The 23,607-nt window shown below is 55.0% G+C and carries 16 protein-coding genes; 3 read left to right on the top strand and 13 right to left on the bottom strand.

The genetic code is table 11. The annotated features are described in order from the left end of the window. Positions 1-33: 33 nt before the first annotated feature. The gene (locus tag ACESLM_RS15920; RefSeq protein ID WP_372632567.1) at positions 34-2,952 is read right to left on the bottom strand and encodes an extracellular solute-binding protein; all 2,919 of its coding nucleotides are present in this window, start codon (positions 2,950-2,952) and stop codon (positions 34-36) included. Positions 2,953-3,036: 84 nt separating this feature from the next. Then, positions 3,037-4,458, bottom strand: coding sequence for an ABC transporter substrate-binding protein (locus ACESLM_RS15915; RefSeq protein ID WP_372632566.1), 1,422 nt, complete (start codon positions 4,456-4,458; stop codon positions 3,037-3,039). A 265-nt stretch (positions 4,459-4,723) separates the two neighbouring features. Here ACESLM_RS15915 and ACESLM_RS15910 point away from each other — a divergent pair, with 265 nt between their 5' ends. From ACESLM_RS15910 to ACESLM_RS15900, 3 genes are read left to right on the top strand one after another with little or no spacing between them, the layout of a single operon-like run. Beyond that, positions 4,724-6,352, top strand: a complete 1,629-nt coding sequence (locus tag ACESLM_RS15910; protein ID WP_372632565.1) for a response regulator — start codon at positions 4,724-4,726, stop codon at positions 6,350-6,352. Further along, complete coding sequence (locus tag ACESLM_RS15905) at positions 6,349-8,154, top strand: cache domain-containing sensor histidine kinase (protein ID WP_372632564.1); 1,806 nt, start codon at positions 6,349-6,351, stop codon at positions 8,152-8,154. Before ACESLM_RS15910 ends, ACESLM_RS15905 begins: the two co-directional genes overlap by 4 nt. 20 nt (positions 8,155-8,174) lie before the next feature. Continuing rightward, positions 8,175-10,007: an extracellular solute-binding protein gene (locus ACESLM_RS15900; protein WP_372632563.1), complete on the top strand. Its 1,833-nt coding sequence runs from the start codon at positions 8,175-8,177 to the stop codon at positions 10,005-10,007. A 98-nt stretch (positions 10,008-10,105) separates the two neighbouring features. Here the strand turns inward: ACESLM_RS15900 and ACESLM_RS15895 are convergent, their stop codons facing one another. The 11 genes from ACESLM_RS15895 to ACESLM_RS15845 form a co-directional block, all read right to left on the bottom strand. Then, entirely contained in the window at positions 10,106-10,903 is a 798-nt protein-coding gene (locus ACESLM_RS15895) for a hypothetical protein (protein WP_372632562.1), read from the bottom strand. Positions 10,904-10,984: 81 nt separating this feature from the next. Then, positions 10,985-11,572, bottom strand: coding sequence for a Uma2 family endonuclease (locus ACESLM_RS15890; protein WP_372632561.1), 588 nt, complete (start codon positions 11,570-11,572; stop codon positions 10,985-10,987). A 17-nt stretch (positions 11,573-11,589) separates the two neighbouring features. Further along, positions 11,590-12,183: a Uma2 family endonuclease gene (locus ACESLM_RS15885; RefSeq protein ID WP_372632560.1), complete on the bottom strand. Its 594-nt coding sequence runs from the start codon at positions 12,181-12,183 to the stop codon at positions 11,590-11,592. A gap of 25 nt (positions 12,184-12,208) precedes the next feature. Continuing rightward, a complete protein-coding gene (locus ACESLM_RS15880; RefSeq protein ID WP_372632559.1) occupies positions 12,209-12,805 on the bottom strand; it encodes a Uma2 family endonuclease in 597 nt (198 codons plus the stop codon). 138 nt (positions 12,806-12,943) lie between these two features. Then, a complete protein-coding gene (locus tag ACESLM_RS15875; RefSeq protein WP_372632558.1) occupies positions 12,944-15,190 on the bottom strand; it encodes an FAD-dependent oxidoreductase in 2,247 nt (748 codons plus the stop codon). Between the two features lie 131 nt (positions 15,191-15,321). Next, positions 15,322-16,149, bottom strand: a complete 828-nt coding sequence (locus ACESLM_RS15870) for a carbohydrate ABC transporter permease (protein WP_372632557.1) — start codon at positions 16,147-16,149, stop codon at positions 15,322-15,324. A gap of 15 nt (positions 16,150-16,164) precedes the next feature. Beyond that, positions 16,165-17,049 (bottom strand): carbohydrate ABC transporter permease, encoded by an 885-nt coding sequence (locus tag ACESLM_RS15865; RefSeq protein ID WP_372632556.1) that lies wholly within the window; start codon positions 17,047-17,049, stop codon positions 16,165-16,167. An 89-nt stretch (positions 17,050-17,138) separates the two neighbouring features. Continuing rightward, the gene (locus ACESLM_RS15860; RefSeq protein WP_372632555.1) at positions 17,139-18,476 is read right to left on the bottom strand and encodes an ABC transporter substrate-binding protein; all 1,338 of its coding nucleotides are present in this window, start codon (positions 18,474-18,476) and stop codon (positions 17,139-17,141) included. Positions 18,477-18,803: 327 nt separating this feature from the next. Continuing rightward, positions 18,804-19,574, bottom strand: coding sequence for a response regulator transcription factor (locus ACESLM_RS15855; RefSeq protein WP_372632554.1), 771 nt, complete (start codon positions 19,572-19,574; stop codon positions 18,804-18,806). Further along, positions 19,546-21,360 (bottom strand): cache domain-containing sensor histidine kinase, encoded by a 1,815-nt coding sequence (locus ACESLM_RS15850; protein WP_372632553.1) that lies wholly within the window; start codon positions 21,358-21,360, stop codon positions 19,546-19,548. Before ACESLM_RS15850 ends, ACESLM_RS15855 begins: the two co-directional genes overlap by 29 nt. 152 nt (positions 21,361-21,512) lie before the next feature. Next, positions 21,513-23,525, bottom strand: a complete 2,013-nt coding sequence (locus ACESLM_RS15845) for an S-layer homology domain-containing protein (RefSeq protein ID WP_372632552.1) — start codon at positions 23,523-23,525, stop codon at positions 21,513-21,515. Positions 23,526-23,607 lie beyond the last annotated feature (82 nt).

Here is a 23,607-nt window from a genome sequence, read left to right as displayed (position 1 = left end):
CGCGTACTCTGTTTCTGTACGCGCGCCACCCGATTAACGGTTGTCTGCTGCACGCGTCGACACCTCCGTCCCTTCCGTTAAGCCAAATTCCCTGCGCTTGATCTGAATTTCGTTATGGATGACCAGTACGTGGTCATGCAGCGCTTCACGCGGATTCTCGCCCAGGTTGACTACCTTGCGGAAGGCGTTATCCAGATGCCGTCCGGTAAAATAACCTCCCGGCACCTCCGGCAAGCCGCGCACCCACTGCCACTGTTCCTCGAGGTTGCGATAATCCTTCACCGGCCATGGCAGCTCTCGCAGCGCTTCAATATTGGCTGTCGGATACCGAGCGGCCGCTCCCATCAAACTCTCCATCTCGCGCCCGAACCGAACCTGCGTATCCTTGTCCGTCCACCATTTCATGAATTCCCACGCGGCTTCTTTATTTTTCGCATGCTGCAGCATCATCACCGAAGTACCCGAGCTCGCTGCCTCGCGCCGGACTTGTCCATCCTCCGCAAGGGTGCCCGGAACAACGGCAAAGTCCCACAGGCCGCGGATTTCCGGCGCTGCAACGGTTAACAGATTGTACATGCTGTACGGGGCGATTCCGATCGGCATCTCTCCCAGCCGGAAGCGGTTCATGAAATCGTAGGTCAGCGGGAACTTATAGCTCGTGTAGAAATCTGTCCAGCGCCCGAACGCCTGCATCGAGATTTCGCTATCGAGGTCGCTCCTCTCCCCGTCATTCGCATAATACTGGCCGCCCGTCTGGAACAAGAGCATCGAGAATGTATCGTTCGGCACCATGGTGGCAGCCTGGTCCTGGATCGGCAAACCGAATTGCATGTAACGCTTTTGCAGCTCGGGGATCATCTCGTATACGTCGTCCCAGGTGTCGGGTATCTCTAATCCCAGCTCTTCAAGCACATCTTTCCGATAGAACAGCATGCTGAACAACTGTTGTTCGGGAAGCGCATAGACGCCTCCGTTGAACCGGAACGGAACCATGGCGCTATCCCGGAATCGTCCGGCTACTTCCTCGTAGTCCGGAAATTGGCTTAAGTCATATGCAGCGTTGCGCATCGCATAGTTGACCGGGTCGGAGATGCCGATCTCCATCGCGACGTCAGGCCCTTGTCCTGCCAAGGTAGCGGACAACAGCGAACCTATGTTGACGAGCTTCAGATCTACATGGATGCCCGTTTGCGCCGTGAACGTGTCGTCGATCATCTCCTTCATGACTTGAGCTTGGTCGCGCCCGGTACCGATCCAGACGGTCACCGACTGCTGATCGGCTTCTTCCGCATTGCCGATCGTATTGTAATCCTCGATGAAGGAATAGAAGAACTTGCCTATCTCGTGTCTCATGCCTGCGACAACCGAGTGGTTTGCCTTCGGCAGCTTGACATCCGGCGCAGCGACAATCATGTAATCCAATTGGAGGGGCATCTCGCGAACCGCCAACAACCAAGTCCCCAGAGACCCGATATTGATCTTGAACTGATCGAGACGTCCGGCGATCGTATGCGGCTGCTTCACCATATGATCCAGTTGACGAGACATGGTATAGAGGATCGCCGTCTTATCGCTCTTCTCTCCAGTAATCGCGCGAAGCTCTTCCGCCGCGGAGTACAAGATGTCTCGTTGCATCTCGAACGTCTCGATCAAGTTCGGTATTCGACGTTCCAATTGGTAATCGCGGAACGCATCCGGCGTCGCCGACGTAATCATCAAGATTTGACGATAAGCGGAATTCAAGGTCAATACGCTCGATTCCACGGTATTGATGAGCGGCGATATTTCGCCAAGGCTCGCTTCCAGCCGAATCGTATGTTTCCCTTTCGTCAGAGGGAACAGGAAGGGTTCGCCCCTCTCGCCAAGCACGTCCAACTGATAATCGGCGTCATAGTAAAATTTCAGATTCTCCATTTCCTTGAACGGTATTCGTCCATCCAGATACAGCTTCCGACTCGAATATACGCCGCGCATCAAGCTTTGCTTGACCTTCAGCGCGATCTTGTACAATCCGTCCTCAGGCACATCCATTTCCCATTCGAGCCACTGTCCCGGCATCCGCCAATTCAATCCGCCGATCGCATTCATCCGAATCTTGGAAACGCTATAGGGCTCCAGCGATGGAGACGTATGATCCGGGATCGGATACAACGTCGGCGAGGACTTATATAAAGCATGCTCCCCTTGCACCTTAATCAGAACATCAGACGGAGAAGAGAAGCGGCCATAGCCTGCTTTCACATCTGCGTAGGCGGGAATGTCCGGAGACTGGTACACTTGCAAATAATCGATCGCCATCGGTTCTCGCATGGCTACCAGCGTGAGCGTGTTCGTACCTTGCGGAAAATAGAATAAAAACGGTTCATCCGAGAGACCGTTAGCATCTTTGAGCAGCGTCTCCTGCCAGGTATGGAACTCGATCTGGCTTGGACGCAATTCATTATCGCGATTATCCCGTTCGAACTCGGCCGCGTTGTTCATCCATACACGATCAAAAATGAGGGATTCGGCTCCTTGAAAAGGAATTTCACCATTGATCTTAAGCGCCCTCTCAATCGCCGAGCTTTTGCCTGGCACCGTATAATACCGTATGCCGATCTGATATAACCCGGCTTCCTTCACCTCGAAGGTCCAGGTTACTTGTCCCGTCTCCTGAGTCGTTAAGGCAATGCTCGAATCGTCGCCAAGTTTATCAACAACCGATACCTCTCCTTCCGCCGAGCTATAATGTTCCGCTTCAATGCGAATGGATCGATCGGGACGCTGCGCAGCCTTGTGTCTGTTGAGAAAGTTGTGATAGCTGTTCTCCGTGAAAGTCTGCAGGCTCTCCAACTGTACCGGATTGCCCGACGGACCGTCGGCCGCATGATCGCTGGAGAACCACCAGACGAGCAAGGCGACAAGTGCGATCCCGATTATAAATCCACGGAATCTGGACAAAACACCCCTCATCGTGCAAACCACCTTCATTCAGCATGTAATCGTCAAGGGCGAAGGAAAACCGGCAACAGAGCACCCCCTGTTGCCGGTCCGTCATTATTTCTTGAAAGCTTCGTCCAAACCGGTTTGCATGATCTGGCGCTGGGACTCGGCAACCGTCGCAGGCGCAATCCCTTCCAATAGAAGCTGATCCAAGAAGTTATAGACATTCCAACCGGGAATATATTCGGCATAGCTCAGGACATAATGGGTCGGCTCCATAAGCTGCCTTGCTTCGGCAATATCTTCTTCGTAAGCGAAGAACTTCTCCAGCGTGTTCTGAGCGGGATAATCCTCAGGAATTTTCAAATCGTCGGGAAGCTCATACATCTTCTGGAGCAGGTACAGCACTTTATCCGGATCTTGCACGCCTACAGGCACAGTCCACAATTGCGGAGGAGAAGACATCGTCTTCGGCCCGTTACCGGACGGCCCTACCGGGAAGTGGACAAAGCCGAAGTCAACGGCCCCTGTTAGTCGCAAGCTGGCAATATCATCCGAATTAGCGGCGGCGATCAGAATCTCTCCCGCATTAAAGTGAGTCTTCATAGATTCGTTATTCACGTCATTGATCAGAGAGTAAGGAAGAAGCTCTTGCAGGAAAGTAGTCGCTTCAATCGTCTTCGGATCGGACATCATTTCCTTCTTGGCTTCATAATCTACGTAGTTTCCGCCATTGGAAGCGATGATGATGTTGCCTGCGAACAGCTTCGTACCGCCGAATCCGTGAATTCCCGCTTGCTTATCCGTCGCTTTCTGCACGATTTCACGGAACGTATCCCAATTCCACTTGCCTTCTTTTACATATTCGTGCAGGTCCTTGATTCCATATTCCTGGAGCAGCGTTCTGTTATAGACAAGCCCGATGAAATCCACCCTGGGCGCATGGTAGGCATAGAGATGGCCGTCGATGGTTGCAAACCCTTTCAACAGCGGATCAAAAGCATCGCCTGCGGGGCCGTTCGTATCGATATGCTTATCGAGCGGTTCGATGACATTGCCGGTTATCCAACCCGGGAAGGCCCAGCGGGAATCGATATATACCGCGTCGCCGAGAGGCTCATTCGCCAGTACGGACGACGGCAAGTTATTATACATATTGCCTCGGGTTTCCACGACGTTTTCGATTTTCACATTGTACTTCTTCTCGAGCTCGGGAATTTTCACATCCCGCATATACGTTTGTTCCGGAGTTTCCTCACTGAAGGGATCCACTTGATGTACGTATTTAACGGTGCGGCCACCAAGATCGAACTCCATTTCCCATTGCTGCGCTGCCGGCGGCTCATCTTCTTCCGTTGCTTTCGGCGGTTCGCTGGCCGCCTGTTCGCCGCCGTTATTCCCGTCGCCCCCGCTTTGTGCCGACGGGCTTGCTTCAGGCTTGTTGTTGTTGTCCCCAGACCCGCCGCTGCATGCCGCTGCGACGAGCATCATGGCAATAAGCAACAGAAGCGTCAAACGACTCTTAGCTAAGCTCATAGATAATCCCCCTGGAATCGTATTAGGCCTTACCCTCGTAAGAATCTTATCGCGCTGTCTCGGAGGCCTAAATGATGAATCCTTAGATTTGCTTGAAATTTATTGATTCGGCGCTTATTCGGGGTTGAAGGATTTACAGGCCTTATTGAAAAAAATGGCGAAAGCAAGATTGAGGTTCAAGCAGAATGACAAATCGAATCTTTCATTGCTATACTTGAACCAGAATCGACTGTGAAATCATTGCTTTCAAGGGGGAGGAGGGAGAATGTACAAGGTCATCATCGTTGAAGACGAAATGTTGGTTCGCATAGGGTTGAAGAGTTCCGTGGATTGGGTGAAATTCAATATGGAGGTTGCAGCCGATCTTGCGAATGGTCAAGCTGCATGGGATTACTGCATGCAAGAAGGTTTTCCGGATTTAATCATTACGGACATTAGAATGCCCTTTATGGATGGGATTGAGCTCATTCGAAATATCCGCAAGCATAATAAATCGACCCGTATCGTCGTGCTGTCTTGTCTGGAAGAGTTTGAGCTTGTGAGACAAGCTATGGCTCTTGGCGTCTCCAATTACATCCTTAAGCTGACGATGACGGAGGAGGAAATCTCCGCTGTACTGGACGCTATGCGCATGGAGCTGGATGCGCAGACCGCTTCTTCCCATCCTCCGGATCGCCTGCAACGAAAAACTCAAATCAATATGGAACTCATTAAGGAAAAGTACATGAAGGATTTTTTGTTGTACGGGATCTATTCGGCCGAAGAGTTCGAACAATTCGCGATTCAGAGCAAAATTCGGCTCTCGCCGGTCCGAATGGTCGTCTGCACGATGGAAATAGATCGCTATTTCGAGCTGAAGCAGAAATTCCAGGACGAAAACGGGCATCTGGTTAAAGTGTCTCTCTTAAATATTTTGCAAGAGATGACCGCTTCCAAGAGACGCGGCGAAGTTACGCACCTGGATGAAACCCACTACCTGCTTCTGTTCAGCTTTGACGATTTCATTTCCGAACAGGCCATTATACAAGAAGTTCATTCCACCCTTACGGCAATGCAAGAAATCATTTACGCCTTGTTCAAGGGATCTGTATCCTTCGGGATCAGCGGCGTTCAGAGCGGCTACCGCGCCTTGCGGAAGCTCTATTTTGAATCCAGACGCGCCTTGGAACGGAAGTTCTTTATTGGACCCGGAGGCCTGCATGCCAGCCACGACCCTGTAGATTTAAGCCAAATATACGAGCAGGCGGAACGGATTCGCAACTATCGGCCCATGCGGGATATGCTGAGCTCGTTGAAGGAAAATGAATATGACGAATATATTGACACCCTTGTAAGCGCATTCCCTCGAAGCCATAAAACCACTCGAATTATTTTGTATCAATTTATTCAATGGATTAATACGAACTTGTACGCCCGTCTCCAAAACGAGAAAACGCTGTTGTTCAACATTACGGAATCCCTGGAGCGCTGCGAGACCCTGCCGGAAATGCTGGAACAAGTCCAGGAGTACCTGGGCAGCGTTGTGGAACAGTCGAAAACAAGCCTTCATATGAGCGGAGAAATCTCTAAAGCGATTCAGTTCATCAAGCAAAACTATGATCAAAATATCAGCTTGCAGCAAGTCGCGGATTATGTAGGCCTGAGCTTCGGTTATTTGAGCAACTTATTTAAGAAAGAACTGCAGATTACTTTCATCGAGTACTTGAATTGTTATAGAATCGAACAGGCCAAGGAGCTGCTAACGCGCACCCATATGAAATCGTATGATGTTGCGGTTCAAGTAGGGTTCTCCCCGGAGTACACGTACTTCAGCAAAGTATTCAAAAAAGTGACGGGATTGAATCCCAATGAATATCGTAGACTGGCGCTGGCTGGGACGAGAGGCGAGAAATGAAGCTTACAGGTCGATTTCAGCAATTAGGCACGCAGTTAATCATTTTCTATATGGTCATTAGTTTAGTCGTGTTGTCCGGTTCCTCTTATTTCATCTATTCGTTCATGCTGGGCCACATTAAGGAAAATAACGAGACCCTCTTGCTGCAGCAGTTCCAGCAGCTGGATCATAATATAGACGGCATCATCGAGGATGTGGATTCTTTGTCCAAACTGTTCCTGATGGATGCCGGCGTTCAGCGATTTCTCAATTATCAGCCAGAGGATGGCGAGTTCGAATATTTGCAAATGAAGAATGACTTGCATAAGGTCATCGAGTCGTACGTCAGCAACTATGATTTCCTGGATTCTCTCTACATCATAGGAGACGTCCAAGGGGCGGTCGGCGGAACGAACCGAACGACACTGGTTCATACCGCAGGAAATTGGCTGGAGAATTTCGTCTCATCCGGCTTCTATTTGAATGCGCTTCAACGATTTCCCGAAATGGTAGTCCAGGGCGGAATTCATAAGACGTACTTCAATCCCTACATCCCGGCAAGCAGCGACAGCACGGTGTTAAGCATGATTCGCGGGGTTAGACCTCTCTACTCCTCCGAAACGAATGCGGTTCTTGTTCTGAACGTGGACGAGCCGTATTTATCCTCGTTGTATTCCACGGCTTTGCAAGAAAATGAAGGTAAAATGTATATTGTCGATCGCGAAGGAATTGTCATCTCCAGCAGCGTAAAGAGCGATATCGGAACAACCAGTCCCTACTATTCGCGCCAAATCGATGATCGGAAATACGGCAGTTACGACGGGGGTGGGAATGCTCCCGTGCAAGTCGTCTTTTTCAAGCTCAGGTATGCCGATTGGTATATGATGAAAGAAATTCCACTGAATCAGTTCTCGGAGCAAATCAACTCCGCCCAGACCCGGTTGGTGTTCGTCATTGTGATTAGCCTGATCGTCATCTTCATCGTCACCTATTTCTGGCTTAAGAAGATGATCGGACCTCTTCGCGTCCTGGCCCACAAGATGATGGACGTTAGCCGGGGAGAACTGGGCGTTACGTTCACCAAAATTCCCAATAACGAGTTCGGCATGGTCATACGTCGATTTAATGAGATGTCCTTAAGTATTGTGGAACTGCTGAGAAATACGAATGAAATGCAAGAGAAACGGCGGGAGCTCGAGATCGAAGCCTTGCAAAATCAGATCAACCCGCACTTCTTGTATAATACGTTGAATATGATCCGCTGGATGGCCGCGAGTATTAAAGCGGACCAGATTGTAAACAGCGTTGTAGCGCTTGGGAATATTTTGCGCCCTGCTTTTATAAGCAAGGATTCGATGTGTACTTTGCGGGATGAGCTTAGTTATCTGGAGAACTATATCCAAATTATTAATTGGCGGTTCAGGAATAGCGTCAATTTCATCATTGAAGTGGATGAAGCTTATTTGGATCATAGAGTCCCTAGATTCATCTTGCAGCCCATCATTGAAAATTCTATCAAATTCGGCATGCAGGATGAGGAGCGGGAGATTCTGATTCACATTGAAGTGTTCGAGGAAGCGGAACATCTGATCCTCATGGTGACGGACTCGGGCATAGGCATTGATCCCGTGAAGATCGAACAATTAAACAACCGGATGAAACACGGGGATGCGCATGCTGACTTGCAGAGCTCCGGAAACGGGATTGGCTTGTATAACGTTAATAAGCGCATTCAATTAAACTATGGATCTCCATACGGGCTCCGACTGGTTGCGCAACCAGAGGGGACCCGGGTGATCGTGCAGCTCCCGAAGCAAAGCTGATTCGTTATGGATTCCGCATTTTGTTCAAGTTATTCCGTAAAATGTTCATACTGGCGAGCTGTCTGTTGAACTTATCATCAAGTAGACAAGATTCATTAGTCTGGAGGGGCCACATGAAGGAGAAGAAGATCTTCAAGCAGGCGGTCGCGATGCTAGTCCTCTTGTCCATGGTGTCAGCGGCATGCTCGAGCGAAGGAATGACGAAGAATCATCAGTCAAGCCGCGAAGAAGCGGTTACGCTGAAATTGCTGGTCATTGAAACCGGGATCAAGTGGAATGTCTACCCGGATCATGCAGTGGCCCAAGAGATCGCGAAGAAAGTAGGGGTAAAGCTCGAATTCGTCGAGTCCGACGACGCCAATTTCAATGTTCTGCTTGCTGGCGGCGACTTGCCCGACATCATCAGGGCAGAACCGGCTAAATATGGGAAGCAGTTAATTGAAGGCGGCCTGATCGTTCCTATGGACGATCTGCTTCAAGACTATGGTCATGATATTATGACCAATGTTCCAACTGTGATTGAATATAGCCGGGAATCTTGGAGCGAAGGACGGAATAAGCTGTTCTTCTTGCCGCCGCAGGTTCAATCCGAGCCAAGTCGGACCTATCCGCCGCTGACAGTCGGTCCGACGATGCGTTGGGATTACTACAAGGAGATCGGGGCGCCGGAATTCAATACGCCCGACCAACTGCTGGATGTCCTGGAGCAAATCATTCATAACCATCCGGAGACGGAAGACGGGAAGAAAATATACGGCGTCTCCATGTGGCAGGATTGGGGACTGTTCCCTTACACAGTGCCTTTTGCATGGTATACCATGCAAGCAACCAACAATAGTGAACTCATGGCCAGAAAGCTGGGTGAAACCCAGTATCGCAACATCCTGACGGACGAGAATTCGACCTATTGGGTCGCCGCAGACTTTTACAACAAGGCCAATCGAAGAGGGCTGCTGGACCCCGACGCGCTGACAATGAAGCATAACGATTATCTGGCCAAAGCATCTGCAGGACAGATCCTGGTAGGCCCTGCTACTTGGGCGATGGGGGATTTCAATTCCAATCACGCAAAGGATGGCAAAGGATATATTGTGCTGCCAACGGGCAAGCGAGCATGGAGCGGAGGCGTGAACCCGTTAGGCTGGTCGGGGAAAAGCTACGCCATATCCAAAGCGTCTAGGCATCCTGAAAAGGCCATGGAGTTGCTGAACTATCTGTATTCGTATGAAGGAGCAAGAACCATGTACAGCGGCGTAGAAGGCGTTCATTGGGAGATGGCAAGCGGAAAGCCGCAGATTAAGGAAGAAACCTACGAGCTGCGTAAGGCCGGAAGCGTCGAGTGGGAGAAAACAGGGCTCGCCATGGATCTGAACCTGATTGGACTTGGCGGGGCTGTGCGGGATCCGAAGACGAACACGCCGCTTGATCTGTTCATGACGAATGAAGCTCTGGCCAGGAGCAACTCGGAGCTGGAACAGGATTTCAGCGATTTTTACGGCGGGCTGCATCCGGGCGACGTATTAAGCAAGCGGGTCGCCGCCGGGGAACTGGAAGATTCCAATACGACGAATAAAGGACTGACAACGGAGCAGCTGCTTCTGGAAGCAAAGGTCGGGCTGCCTGCCATTCCGAAAGGACTCATGAAAATCGAAGCGGAAGTGAAGGAGCTCGCAACCCGATACGGCGTGTTATTGATTCTTGCAGAAACGGACAATGCGTTTAATCAAGTCAAAGCGGAGGCGCTCAAGGCGTTCAAGGATGCCGGCGTTGATCAAATTACGGAGTTCTATACGAGGGACTACGCTGCCCGACGAGAAGCGGTAGGAGCTATGCCTGCTAAACTGAACGAATAAGCAGCCGGCCGAATGGTTGATCAAAGGGAGACAGGAATGAAGGGGACGTTAGACAGGTGACTGACGTACGACGACGCCAAGATAATACGGAACCGGGCTCAGCGAATGAGCCTCAGCATTTGCACGACCAGCCTTCCGTCCCCGGCAAGCTTCTTCTCCCGGCTGCGAAGCTGGGACGAGCCGTCCCCGTCGAGAAAGATGCCGTCCGCCAGATTTCCCTCCCCGATCCGCTCGACGATCGCCTCGCGAAAAGCGGCCAGCGTTCCTCTCGTCGCACTCACGACAAGATACAGATTCCCCTCCGCATCGTAGACGGCCGCCGACCGCAAGCTGGCTTGATCGAGCAGAGGCGCCGCCTCTTCGGTCGCCTGTCGCTGCCAGTCTTCGTCCCGGCCCAAGCTCATGCTGATCCCCCCTTGCGCCCAGAAATTCGTACGATCCGTCACCTCGATCTCCCGGGCTTGGCGGACGATCTGCACGCTTAACCGATCCACAGCGCCGTCCCACACCAGCGTCCCTCTTGCATATTTCGCGTTGGAGCCGCCGGACCCGTAATGCCCCGATTCGCCGTGTACCGGCTCGTCGTTCACGACAGCTACGCTAAGCAAGGCATCTTCGTAGAAGAAGCCTCCGTTGATTCCGTAATAAGGTGCCGCCGAGACGTTGTTGCGGACGGTCAGAGGCTCCACGTTGGACGGCCTCGTCCGCAAGTAGTGCAATTCCATCCCGTTGGAGGCCGTCGCCGTCCCGTACTCGTACTCCCGGGGCATGTCCGCTTCATCGTTGCGCGTTCCTCCCATGCTCCCAGCCATGAACAAGACGGCCATGACGATGGCCGCCAGCCCCAACGCCGCGATTCCGGCGATTCCGATTTTGATTTTCTTTGCGGTTTGCATGATGATCTATACCCTCGTTTGTGCGAATTGTCGGTTGTATTGGCAGGAGTTCGATGGCGTTGGCAGCATCTGCAATCCGGCTTACTCCCCTGTCACGCGTATGTTGTCAAAAATGTCTTTAAGCTTAAAAGAAACGCAAGGCAGCTTGTCCGAGGAAACTCGATCGTCTTCTTCGTACAACTCCTTCAGATCGTACCGCTCGCCGTCCAGCCGATATTGCTCCAACGTCCGCGCTTCGGGATCGACAAGCCAGTATTCCGGCACCTGGTGCTTGGCATAAGCCGCCGCCTTCACGACTTTGTCCCGCTTGCGCGTACTTGGGGAGAGAATCTCGACGACCAGATCGGGCGCCCCCTCCACTCCATGCTTCTTGACGATTTCCAATCGGTTGCGATGAATCATGATAATGTCCGGCTGAAGCACCGTGGTTCTGCTTAAGATGACATCAAACGGAGCGTAATAGATTTCATACTCCGAGCGGCAGCTTTGCAAAACCAGGAATAACTCCCTGCTCACCCCCTGATGAATCGCCATTGGCCCCGGAGACATCATCTCCAATACGCCGTCGATGATCTCGTACCGATTGCCGTCATCCGGCATCGCCGCATAGTCGTCGTACGTCACCGGCTCCTCGCGAACGACCGGCTCTTCGTCCCGTTTCTTCTTCATCCCGCTCCCCCAATCCATTAAGTCGGCAACCCCAACCGATCAACTTCGTTAAAAATCTCTCCCAGCACAAAGGAGACGCACGGCAGCTTATCCGAGGAAACCCGATCTTCTTCTTCGTATGTCTGCGCCAATTCGTAACGCTCGCCGTCCAGCCGATATTGCTCCAACGTCCGCGCTTCGGGATCGACAAGCCAATATTCCGGCACCTGGTGCTTAGCATAAGCCGCCGCCTTCACGACTTTGTCCCGTTTGCGCGTACTTGGGGAAAGAATCTCCACGACCAGATCGGGCGCCCCCTCCACTCCATGCTTCTTGACGATTTCCAATCGACTGCGATGAATCATGATAATATCCGGTTGAAGCACAGTGGTTCTGCTCAGGATGACATCAAAAGGAGCCAAAAACATGACATACTCCGAGCGGCAGCTCTGTAAAAACAGAAATAGTTCTCCGCTCACCCCCTGATGAACCGTCATCGGCCCCGGAGACATCATCTCCAATACGCCGTCGATGATCTCGTACCGATTGCCGTCATCCGGCATCGCCGCATAGTCCTCGTACGTCACTGGCCCCTCGCGAACAATCGGATCTTCGTCCCGTTTCTTCTTCATCGCGCTTGCGCTCCTTCCCCACTAGTTAAGTCGGAAAATGCAATCCATCAACCTCGTTAAAGATCTCTCCCAGCACAAAAGAAACGCAAGGCAGATTGTCCGAAGAAACCCGATCTTCTTCTTCGTACGTCTGCGCCAATTCGTAATGCTCGCCGTCCAGCCGATATTGCTCCAACGTCCGCGCTTCGGGATCGACAAGCCAGTATTCCGATACTTGATGCTTGGCGTAAGCAGCCGCCTTCACGACTTTGTCCCGTTTGCGCGTGCTTGGGGAAAGAATCTCGACGACCAGATCCGGTGCTCCCTCGACTCCGTGCGGCTTCACAATCTCGATTCGGCTGCGATGAATCATTAAGATGTCCGGTTGGAGTACGGTAGTTCTGCTTAGGATGACATCAAAAGGAGCCGCAAAGATGACATACTCTGAGCGGCAGCTCTGCATAAACAGAAACTTCAACTCTCCGCTCACCGCCTGATGAATCGTCATCGGCCCCGGAGACATCATCTCCAATACGCCGTCGATGATCTCGTACCGATTGCCGTCGTCCGGCATCGCCGCATAGTCGTCGTACGTCACCGGCCCCTCGCGAACGACCGGCTCTTCGTTCCGTTTCTTCTTCATCGCGCTTCCTCCCCCGCTACGACAAAAGCACCCGACAAAGCCACACGTATTGTGTTGGACTTTGTGAGGTGCTTCCTCGACTACTGTTCCTTTTATTATGTTAAAAATGCAGGAATTTGTCAAATCCTGCAGCCTCCGCTATCCGTACACCCGAATCTCCGCCAACTCCGCCCGTTCGCCGCCGTTGGTGGAGCGCACGACGAGGCGAACGCGGTCTGTCTCGGCCGCTTCGTCCAAGCGGTGGACTCGCTTGCGCTTGCGGTTGTCCCGGCCAACGGCAACCGTCTGCCAGCGGTCGTCGACCCACGCCTCCAGCTCGTAATCTTTGACCAGCTCCGGAATGACGGGGAAAGGCGTCTCATGATGGTGCAAGTTGATTAGATCCTCGTTCACGTCGTCGTTAAACGTCAGGTGAATCTCCGACACCCGCGTCCGCCTCGACAGCGCGACTTCGAGCCACTCTTCCCGGCCCGCCTCCATTCGCTCCGACACCCACATGTGCGGGCCGCCGTAGGGGCGCGCATAGCCGTCGATCGCCTTGTCTGCCGAATACGCTCCCGTATCGACAGAGAAGCAGAACGGCTGACGAACGAGCCGCCGCATATTCCATTCTACGACCGGTTGGTCCGGCCGATGGTCTTCGAGATCCGGGGAGACGTCCGGCAGCGTCTTGCGTTCGAACGCCAGCACGCCCGTCAGCGGAACGACCGACTTGAACAGGCTGACAACCTCGTTCGCCCGCACGATCACGAAGACATTCGCGGCTTCGTCCAAGCCCGTCTGAGCGAACGGGATATCGATCCATTGCCGCTCGCCGGAGAGAACCGGCACGACTACCCGCTCCAGCAGAGCGGCCGGCACGTAGTTTTCCGGACGTCCCGTCCCCCACAGCTCGACCGTCAGCTCCGTATTTTCCATAGCCGACAGCAGCAGCTCGATCCGGCCCTTCGGTCCGTCGACCGGGAACAGTAGTCCGACGTCGATGCCTAGCGGGTATGCCTCCGAAGGCCGGTCCAGCCGAATCCGCTTCAGGGCGCTCGAAGCGCTCGCCCTTCCTCCCAGCGCCGCATCGCCGGCGTCCTCGTTCTTAAGCCCGATGATGGAGCTGTCGCTCCTGAGCATCGTCTGCTGAAGCTCGGCCAGATGCCGCTCCCTCAGCTCCCGCGGTGTAATCCCCTTTCGCACGGATAGCGCCGCGCCAACTCCTGCCGCTTCCCCCATGACCGCGCACGTCGCCATTACCCGGGTCGTGCCGAAGGCGACGTGGGTCGCGCTGACATTTCTTCCGGCGAACAGCAGGTTGCTCACGTTCTTGGAATACAGGCTCCCAAACGGAATATGGTAGATGCCGTCCGGGTGGAGATGCTTCGAACCGCTCTCCGAAGCGTACATCCCTTGCGGCGGATGCAAGTCGATCGACCAGCCGCCGAAGGCGACTCGGTCTTCGAACGGCCGCTGCGCCAGCACATCGTTCTGCGTCAGCACCGTATCGCCGATAAACCGGCGATACTCGCGTTTGCCCGGAAGCGAGCCGACCCACTCCAGCGTCATCGTCTCCGCGTCGAAAGTCCCGGAATTTTTGATATAATCCCAAATTCCATAGATGACGGACCACAGCTCGTCGCGGATGCGCTCGTTCTCGTGCACCGTGTCCAGCTCGCCGCCCCACTCGATCCACCAGTAATGGCAGCCCGAATCGCCGCTGCGAATGACCCGCTTAATCGGAATCGACGTCGTCGTAATGTCCTTGGCGAACGACGGGGGAACGAAGCGGACCGGCTTGCCCGTATCCTTCGTATAGAACAGCAGCGTGCTGCCGAGCGTAATGTCGTCCGCGATCTCCGGCGCCCAATCTTCGCCGTATTCGTGGCGCGCCTCCCGTCCGAGTCGATAGACCGCCCCCGCCAGGAAGCCGACCAAGCCGTCGCCCGTGCAATCGAGAAACGCCTCGCTTTCGAAGCGGATCAGCCGCTCCGAGCCCATCATCCACCCGGTCGCGCTGCGGATGACGCGGTTGTCCCTATCACCGTCCGCTTCGACCTCGCGCACGTCCGTGTTCATGTACAGCGTCACGTTAGGTTCGGCCCGTACGGCTTCAAGGAGCGTCAAATCCCACAGGTACGGATTGCCCTCCGGATTCCGATATTGATTTTCGACAAACAGTTCTCCCATAATGCCCGTCTCGCGAGCGTACCGGTTTACGCCGTGGCTTGTCGCCCCGCATACCCAGACGCGCACCTCCGAGCTGGAGTTGCCCCCGAGCACGGGGCGATTGTGGACGAGCGATACCGTCATGCCTTGCCTGGCCGCCGCTATAGCCGCGCTGATTCCGGCCAACCCGCCGCCGACGACCGTAATGTCCGTTTTCACCGTTTCGCGTTTCATTGGAATACCTCCGTCTCGTAAACCCTCGTTTCTCCAACCTCGTACCGTTTCTCCCGTTTCTCCAACCTCGTATCGTTTCTCCCGTTTCTCCAACCTCGTACCGTTTCTCCGTTTCGCCAATTCCCGTACCCTCAGCCCTTAACGGCCGAGCTCGCGATGCCCTGGATAATATATTTCTGGCCGAGCAGGAAGATCGCGATCATCGGCACGATCGCCGCGGACGAAGCCGCCATCATCCCGTTGTAGTCGACGTTGTTTTCGAGAATGAAATTTTGCAGGCCAAGCGGAATCGTGTACAGCTTCGGGCTCGTCAGGAACACGAGCGCATTCTCGTAATCGTTCCAGTGCCACGAGAAATCGATGATCGCGAACGTGGCCAGCGCCGGCTTGGCCAAAGGCAGAATCAACCGGAAGAAAATCTTGAAATGCCCTGCGCCGTCCAGGAACGCCGACTCCGTAATCTCCCGCGGCACGCCCATGAAAAACTGCCGAAGCATAAACACTCCGAAGATCGAGAACATGCCCGGCAAAATGAGCGCCCAGTGCGTGTTGTAGATGTTCATCCAGTTGAACATGATGAATTTCGGCACGAAGATGACCTGCGGCGGTATCATCATCATCGACAGATACACAAGGAACAGCGCGTTGCGGCCCTTGAACTCGACTCTGGCAAACCCGTAAGCCGCGAAGGCGGACAGGAACACGGCGCCTGCCGTGCTGATCAGCGATACTTTCAGCGAATTCATATAATAGGGAACGAAGTTATAGTTGCCCGTCCAGATTCGCTTGTGATTGCTCCAATCCAGCTTCGAGGGAAGCCAGCGGGAGAACACCTCGCTTGCGCTCTGGAACGACGTGCTGATCATCCACAAGAAAGGAACGATCATGAACGCGCCGGCGACGAGCATCAGGACGGTGACGAGCAAGCGGCTTTTCGACAAGCCGGCCGTTGGGTTCATCCGCAATTCTCCTTTCTAATAGTGGACCCAGCGCTTCTGGCCGATCCATTGCACGATCGTGATGACCAGGATGACGGCAAACAAAAACCAGGACACCGTCGACGCGTAGCCCATCTCGTAATAGCTGAACGCCGTCTTGTACACGTAGAGCGACAGAATCGTCGTGCTCCCGCTCGGGCCTCCCTGCGTAATCGCCTGAATGATCGCGAACGACTTCATCGTCATGATCAGCCCGGTCACGAGCAGCAGGAACGTCGTCGGACTGACGAGCGGCCAGACGATCTTCCACGTAATCGTGCCCTTGCCCGCGCCGTCGATCGTCGCCGCTTCCATCTGTTCCGCCGACACCTCCTGAAGCGCGGCCAAGTAGATAATCATGTTGTAGCCGAGCATGAACCACACTTGAACGATATCGATGGCGTACATCGCCGTATCCGAATCGGCGAACCAGCCGGGAGGAGAAGCGATGCCGATCCATCTGAGCGCCTCGTTGATCGGTCCGTGCGAAGGCTGGAACAGCAGCATCCAGACGAACGCGACGGCGACGCCGCTCGAGATGTACGGGAGGAAAAACATCCCCCGCAGCAGCCCCTTCAAGTACACGCTGCGATTCAGCACCAGCGCGACCAGGAACGCGAGGACAAGAGAAACCGGGACGGAGAGCAGAAAAATCGCGGTATGCTGGATCGCCCGGTAGAACTGATCGTCTTGGAACATTCGCTTCAGGTTGTCGAGACCCGTGAACGAGACGTTCGGGTTGGCAAATTGGTAGTTGGTGAACATCAGTCCGAACGAGAACAGCGCAGGGATGATGAAGAAGAGCAGAATGCCGACCATGTTCGGCAGAATGAAAGCGTACCCCGCCCATTGCTGCTTGCGCATCCAGCTATGCCGTTTCACGGAATCGCCGCCTTTCTAGATTGCTTTATAGATACGACGAAGAGAAGAAGGAAGCCGTCGTCCCTTCTTCTCTTCGCGGGGCAAGCTATTTACTTGATGAATTCCTCGTGCCGCTTCGCCATGTTGGCGAGCGTCGTATCGAGATCCTGCTTGTTCAGGAAGTACTTCTCGTACTCTTCCTTGCGGGCGTCGATCACCTGCTGCGGGATGCTCAGCTGGAACGATTCGAAGCTGCCGAACACGACCTTGTTCAAGGAGTCGACGTCGTACATGTTCTCCACGCCTTGGAGCAGCAGCTTGATCGCCTCGTCGCTGGATACGCTCTTGGAGGAAGGCAGGCGTCCTCCGCTCGCCATCGGCAGCATGCCTCCGTCGGCGTACCACTTGGCGAATTTCCATGCCGCGTCCTGGTTTTTCGACTTGGCGTTGACCGAGAGCGCGTCGCCGAGTCCGCCCGGGTATTTGAAGTCCTTCTGATCGGCGGTTACGCGCGGAACGGTGGCGAACGCGATCTGGAAGTCGTGCGGGAATTCGGCCAGGTTGTTCGCGTTGCGGAAAATAAACTCCCCTGCGCTCAGCATCGCCGCTTCGCCCTTCAGGAACATCGTGTCGACCGGCATTTTGCTCGTCAGCTGTTCGCCGTATTCGGGCGTCGACTTATCGACGAACATCATGTCGTGCAGCGTCTGAAGATGGCTTTTCCACAGCTCGTTATTAAAATTGGACTTGCCTTCGGCGTTCGTGTCGCCCAGGCCGGCGATCGTGCCGTCGAGCGTCGCCGTATAGCTGGAATCGTGCTGGAGCAGGCCGTAGACGTTGTCCTTCTTCAGCTTGGCGGCGTACGCCTTGAGGTCGTCCCACGTCCAATCCAGCGGAGGAATCGGCAGACCGGCATCGTCCAGCATCTGCTTGTTCAGCCAGATGAACGACATGTTCTTCTTCGTCGGCATGCCGTAGTACTTGCCGTCGATCTTCCACAGCGCGGCGTCGGGGCCCATCTGCGCGTCGATGTCGTAGTCCGTCTTCGCGCTCAGATCGAGAGCGACTCCGGCGTCCACGCGCTTCTGCAGCCGCGTCAGCGAGTAGCTGATGAACAAGTCGGCGTCCTGTCCCGTCATCAGCGCCGTATCCAGCTTCAGATTGCCGCCGTCGTCGTTGACATAGCGCAGGTACTCCACCTCGATGTCCGGGTTTTCCGAGTTCCACGCGTCGATGACCGCTTGCGGTCCGGCTTCAGCCGGAACGGCGCCCCACAGCGTCAGCTTCGTCTTGCTTCCCGAGCTTCCCGAATTGCCCGAGCTTTCCGAGCTGCCGGAAGGCGAGGAAGCTCCGCCCTCCTTCGCGTCCCCGTTGCCTCCGCAGCCAGCCAGCAGTCCCGCCGTCAAGACGACGCTCATCGACGCCATCCACCATTTGCTTTTTCTCATTCGTATATCCCCCTTTTAGTGCGTGTTCAAAAAGTCGACTTTTCAGGACCGAGGCTGGTCGTTCGCCTTACGGCGAACTGCTCGCCCATGCATCCGGGAAGGTTGGATGAAGCCTAGGGATTGAGGAACGGTCGTAAAGCGTAGGAAAAACCTACGTGAGCACCGGAAAGCCCGGCTGAATTCAAGATTCGATGTCGAATCCGCTCCCTGCTTGACTTCGTCATCAAAAGTTGACTTTTTGAACATCTCCTTATGCAGGTTGTCTTGCTCTACGTCTTTCACTTTATCACCGCTCGGCGCGTTGGGGGATGAACGGGCTTTGGGCATTCATAGAACGGATTTTGGATGTTGCTTGCGGAACTCGCTTGGCGTCGTCCCGCACCAGCGCTTGAAAATCTTGATAAAATAGTTGTCGTTCTCGAAGCCGACCTGCCGGCCGATCTCGCTGACCGTGCGGTCCGTCTCCGCGAGCAGCATTTTCGCAGCTTGAATGCGCCGGTTCTGGACGTAGTGGGTCAGCGTCGAGCCGGTCTTCTTCTTGAACAAGTCGCTGACGTAGCTGGCGTCCATCCGAATGAACTCTGCCAGCCCCTTCAGCGTGATTTCCTCCGCGTAGCGCTCCTCGATGTAGGCGATAATCCGGTTCAGCTCGGGATGGTCCGTCGGCCCCGTCTGTCCGGTCCCCGGAAACCACTTGTCGACTTTGCGCAGCTTCTCGCGCTGCTCCAGCTCCCGCACGACTTTGTCCATCGCCTGCTTCAGCTCCCGCACGTCCAGGGACAGCTTAAGCAGATAACCCGAGGCCCCGTGCTCGAGCGCCTGCCTGGCGTATTCGAACTCGCTCATCGCGGTCAGCATGACGAAGCGGCAGTCGAAGCCTTCTTCCCGAGCCGCCTTAAGCAGCTTCACCCCGTCCATAACCGGCATGATAATATCGGTCATCACGACGTCCGGGCGCAGCTCGCGGATCAGGTCCAGCGCTTCCTTGCCGTCGCCGGCTTCTCCGACGATCTCCATCGGCAGCCCGGCTTTGGCGAACAGCTTGCGTATGCTGGCCCGCGCGGGCTGCTCATCCTCGACGATCAACGTCCTCCACATGGCCGATCTCCTCCTCTTTCGCGTACGGCTTCGCCAGAAGCAAGGGCATGTTCAGCATGGCTCGCGTCCCTTGTTCCAGCGGCTCCAGCGTCAGCCCCGCGCTCTGATTTTTGAACATCAGCTCAAGCGTTTCCCGAATGTTGCGCACGCCGACGCTCTTGCGCTTGCGTTCCGTTCTCTTCTTGGCAGCGGCCTCCAGTCCGATCCCGTCGTCGACGACTTCCAGGACCAGCTGCGAATGGCGGGTCGAAGCCCTCACCGTAATCCGGCCGCTCTCCGGCGACTGTCCGAATCCGTGCAGCAAGGCATTTTCCATGAGCGGCTGCAGGCAAAATTTCGGAATGAGCGCATAACGCAGCTCGTCGTCCACCTCGTAACTCACCGTTATGCCATGGCCGAACCGCGCCCGCTGAATGCTCATATACGAGTCGATCAGCACGATCTCGTCCTTCAGCAGAATGAGATCGACCTCCGTGTTCAGCGTCGTCTCCAATATTTTCCCCAAAGCTACGCAAATGTCGTAAATATCGTCATCGTCCTTGTCCAAAGCGATGCTCTTGATCGTGTTCAGCGTATTCAGCAGAAAATGGGGATTCATCTGCGCCAGCAGCACCTGGAACTTCACGATCTGCTTCTGCCGCTCCTCCAGCTTAAGCCGCTCCAGCAGCTCGTTGATATTGTCAATCATCGAATTGAAGCTGCGGGTCAGCGCCAGCACTTCTCCCCTTCCGTTCTCCGGCAGCTTCACCTTCAGGTTCGACTTGACGATCCCCTCCATCTTCCGCTGGAACAGCTTCAAAGGAACGGTGATCGTGGACGAGATCAGATAGGTCAGCATCACGAGCAAGAGCAGAATCGCGCCGAAGCCGGCGAAGAAGCGCTGTCTCTGCTTGTCCACTTCCCTGAACAGCTGGGATAGCGGCACCTTCTTCACCAGGTACCCGTCGATCTCCTGGATTCTGCTGTACGTATAGAGCGTCTTCGTCTTGTCGTCGGTCAGGGAGGAGGAAGACAGCTCCTCCGGGGAGGCTAAAATGCGCGAGAGAATCGCACCGTTGATCTCTTCGTCCTTCAGCGACCGCACCATCGTCTTGCCGGAGGAATCGAGCAGGAAATAGGCGCCTTCCTCCTGGCGACCCTTGGTCGCGCGGCCGAACCATCCCTCGTAATCGATGCTGAAGCGCCCGTAGGCGTAAGTCTTCAGATTGTCGTCACGCAGAACCTGGTACAGGCTCAGCATCCGGCGGCTCGTCGACCACTCGCGGATGACATAGTTCGTATCGGCGGGATTCCACACGTATCTGTCCCCGCCTTTTCGCTGTAGCTCCTCGACCCAAGGCTCGGATCGGATCGCCTCGTAATTCAGCGCGTCTTTGGGCAGAAACGACGTGTAAACGTTGCCATGAAAATCAACCAGCGTATAGTACACGGTTGCCCCCGTCAGGAAAAAGCTGTTTTCGATTGCGGCGAACTTGTTCTCGACCGCTTTTTTTCGGTTGATCGTGTCCAACTGCTCCGGATTTTTCATCACCGATCGCAAATACGTGTCCTGCTCCAGCATCATCCCCGTCTTCATGACGAGGCTCATCAGATCGACGAGGCCGGTCTGGATGCCTTGGAGCTGTTCCATGTTTTTGGCCGACGCGTTCTCCTGCAACAGCCGTTCCGTGTCCTTGAAGTTGGAGGCGACCAGCAGGGCGATCGGCGCCAGCACGAACAGGAGCACGGCCAGCAGGATCCGGTTCTTGAACGTGCCCGGCGTTAATCTTCGCAACCATCGCGTCATCTTCGGTGCCTCCCGTAAGCGCTCGGATCGTATTGATCGTTATGTTAATGGAAAACCAGCCTCAGGTCCAGCCTCCTTCGGTTTCTCCGGGATACCGGAGAACGGCGCCTCGCGGTGATGAGGGTTGATCAGCACCTCTTTCACGTGCATGCTTAGTCCGCTTCGGACATTCGGAGCAATCGTCCGACAACGACGGCGGCCTGAGCTCGTTTCACAGCCTCAACCGGCGCGAACGTTCCGTCCGGCATGCCTTGCAGAAGTCCGAGACGGCTTGCTTCGTCGACTGCCTGTCGTGCCCATACGCTGATGGAGGAGACGTCCTTGTAGGCCGAAGCAATTGCAGATCCGTTCATCGGCTCGACTTCCTTATGCATATAGCGATAAGCCCGAAGCAGCATTACGACCATCTGTTGCCTGGTCACGATTCCATCCGGTTCAAACCGTCCTCCGCCGACGCCTTGAACCAGTCCCGCATCCGTAGCGGCCCGAATCGCTTCGGCTTGCCAAGCTTGCTCCGGCACGTCTCGGAATCCGCTCGGCACGCCTCCGGGAGCATGCTCGATGCCAAGCGCCCTGACCAGCATGGCGGCAAATTGAGCCCGGGTAACGGAAAGCTCCGGGGCAAAACGCCGGTCGTCCATGCCGGTTACAATTTGCCGCGCCGTCAGCAGTTCGATATCTTTGGCCGCCCAATGCCCTGTTCCGACGTCTTCAAAAGGCTTGCCGTACGACATAACCGCATAGTTGCCGAACTGCTTCAGCCTAAAATGGATCTCGTCTCCGCGCACGTAACCTCCGGCGTAGGTCCATTTGTCCTCCTCTTCGTCGTATCGATATACACCCAGCTTATGGGCTTCCGATGCCTTGACCGCTTCCGCCGGCCATTTAAACGCAATCGATATGGAAACATCGGGGCGAAGAATGCGTTCGATGCGGGGAAGGCTGGCGGCGGCGCTCCGAACGGCCGCTTCAAGCGAGAAGCTGTACATTACGCCCGTTTCCTTGTAGCCGGCATCTGCCGCTAACCTCGCCTCTGCTTGCTGCCGGTCCAGCTTGACCGCAGTTAGCGTATAGGACGTTCGATCGAGGTCGGCAAGGTACGAAGCAAGCGGCACGGCGCCTGGCGGAAGCCGCAGCGACAGCTGCGGCAATTCGAGATGAAGCGCCTTGCCGGTCTCGACAAGCCGAGCGAGGTCGGCCGCCGAAAGCTCCAGCTGCAGCCGATGCAGCGTCGATGCCGGCCGACCGAAGGTCAGGAGCATCGTTCCCCCTGCATCAACCTGCAACTTAGACCATCCTCTGCGCGCCAACTCCTCATTGTAAGAGTTTATTGCGGCGTTCAGCGCGGCCATCCGCTCCGCCATCGCAATCGGCTTCAGCCGAACGGCCGCCGCGTCGCCGCTCCCAACGGCCGTTGTCTCATAGGCAACCGATGACAGATGCCGAATAGCGTTCGTCAATGCCAGGTACAGCCGTTCTTTGTCTCTTGCAAATTGCGAAGCCGATATGGACCGAATCAGGTTAACGCCCCATTGTCTGATTTCGTTCGGCCCCTTCCCCGTCAGATCGAACGTCCGAAGCGGATCGTCCTCGAATCCGGCAGTGCCGCCTCCGCCATAGCCTCCTGGAACGTCGCCTCCGCCAGGTACTCCGCCTTGCGGATCGATAACAATGCGCAGGTCTTCACCGGTACCCGCCGTTATCCTTCGAGGCACGGAATTGACCAGTTTGACGTCGCTTAGCGCAATGGCGGCCTGACCGGCGGTCATCGCGGTAAAGCTTGCCGTGGCAATCGTCAAGCTTTCGCTGTGCGCGGGCGGCAGCGTTTGCCGCGTCATGGCCAGCGTAGCCTGGCCAGCGCCGTTGTCAATGTCTTTCACCCAAGCATGAAAGCCGCCGCCCGGAACGATATCTCCGTTGGAAGCCAGCCGAAGCTTGGATGAATCGTACTCCAGCTTCAACTCCACGCCAAACAGGTCATCGACGGATTTGACTTCGATGCGCACGTTGACCCGACCTCCGGCTGCTATTTTAGTCCCCGCGGATCCGCTGTCGGCCGTCAGCTCCACCTTCGGCATGCTTTCTGCCGAGGCCCCCGCCGGCGTCAGCAGCATCAGGCATATCAGCAACGCCAAAGCGACAGTCATTTTTTTCCTTTTCCCCATGTCAACTACCTCCGGTTACCGCGAAGTCCGATACGACAGGCTCAAGCTGCCGTTCAGCGTTACTGCCCGTTTTTCAACAGAT

Source organism: Cohnella sp., from assembly GCF_041641335.1.
In the GTDB taxonomy this organism is placed as follows: Bacteria; Bacillota; Bacilli; order Paenibacillales; family Paenibacillaceae; genus Cohnella.
This window is presented reverse-complemented; position numbering and strand designations above follow the sequence as displayed.